Annotated in this window: 1 protein-coding gene; it reads left to right on the top strand. The window is 66.5% G+C overall.

Annotated features, from left to right (window positions below; all coding sequences use genetic code 11):
* Positions 1-254 (top strand): glycoside hydrolase domain-containing protein (locus BU52_RS37240; protein WP_037941492.1); only part of this gene is annotated, 254 nt, incomplete at both ends.

The raw sequence follows: 254 nt of genomic DNA, 5'->3' as shown, positions 1-254 counted from the left end.
GCCCTGGAAGACCCAGAAGAACGTGCGCGAGGTGCTGTCCCGCCTGTACACCGGCAGCGAGATCGGCCAGGGCTACCACGGTGACGAGGACAACGGCGAGCAGTCGGCCTGGTACCTGTTCTCCTCGCTCGGCTTCTATCCTCTGGTCATGGGCAGCGGCGAGTACGCCATCGGCTCCCCGCTGTTCAAGAAGGTGACCGTGCACCTGGAGAACGGCCGCGAGCTGGTCGTCAAGGCCCCGCGCAACAGCGCCC

Origin of the sequence: Streptomyces toyocaensis, from assembly GCF_000725125.1 — a bacterium.
Lineage (GTDB): Bacteria > Actinomycetota > Actinomycetes > Streptomycetales > Streptomycetaceae > Streptomyces > Streptomyces toyocaensis.
Note: the sequence above shows the minus strand (reverse complement) of the source record. Positions and strands in the feature narration are given on the sequence as shown.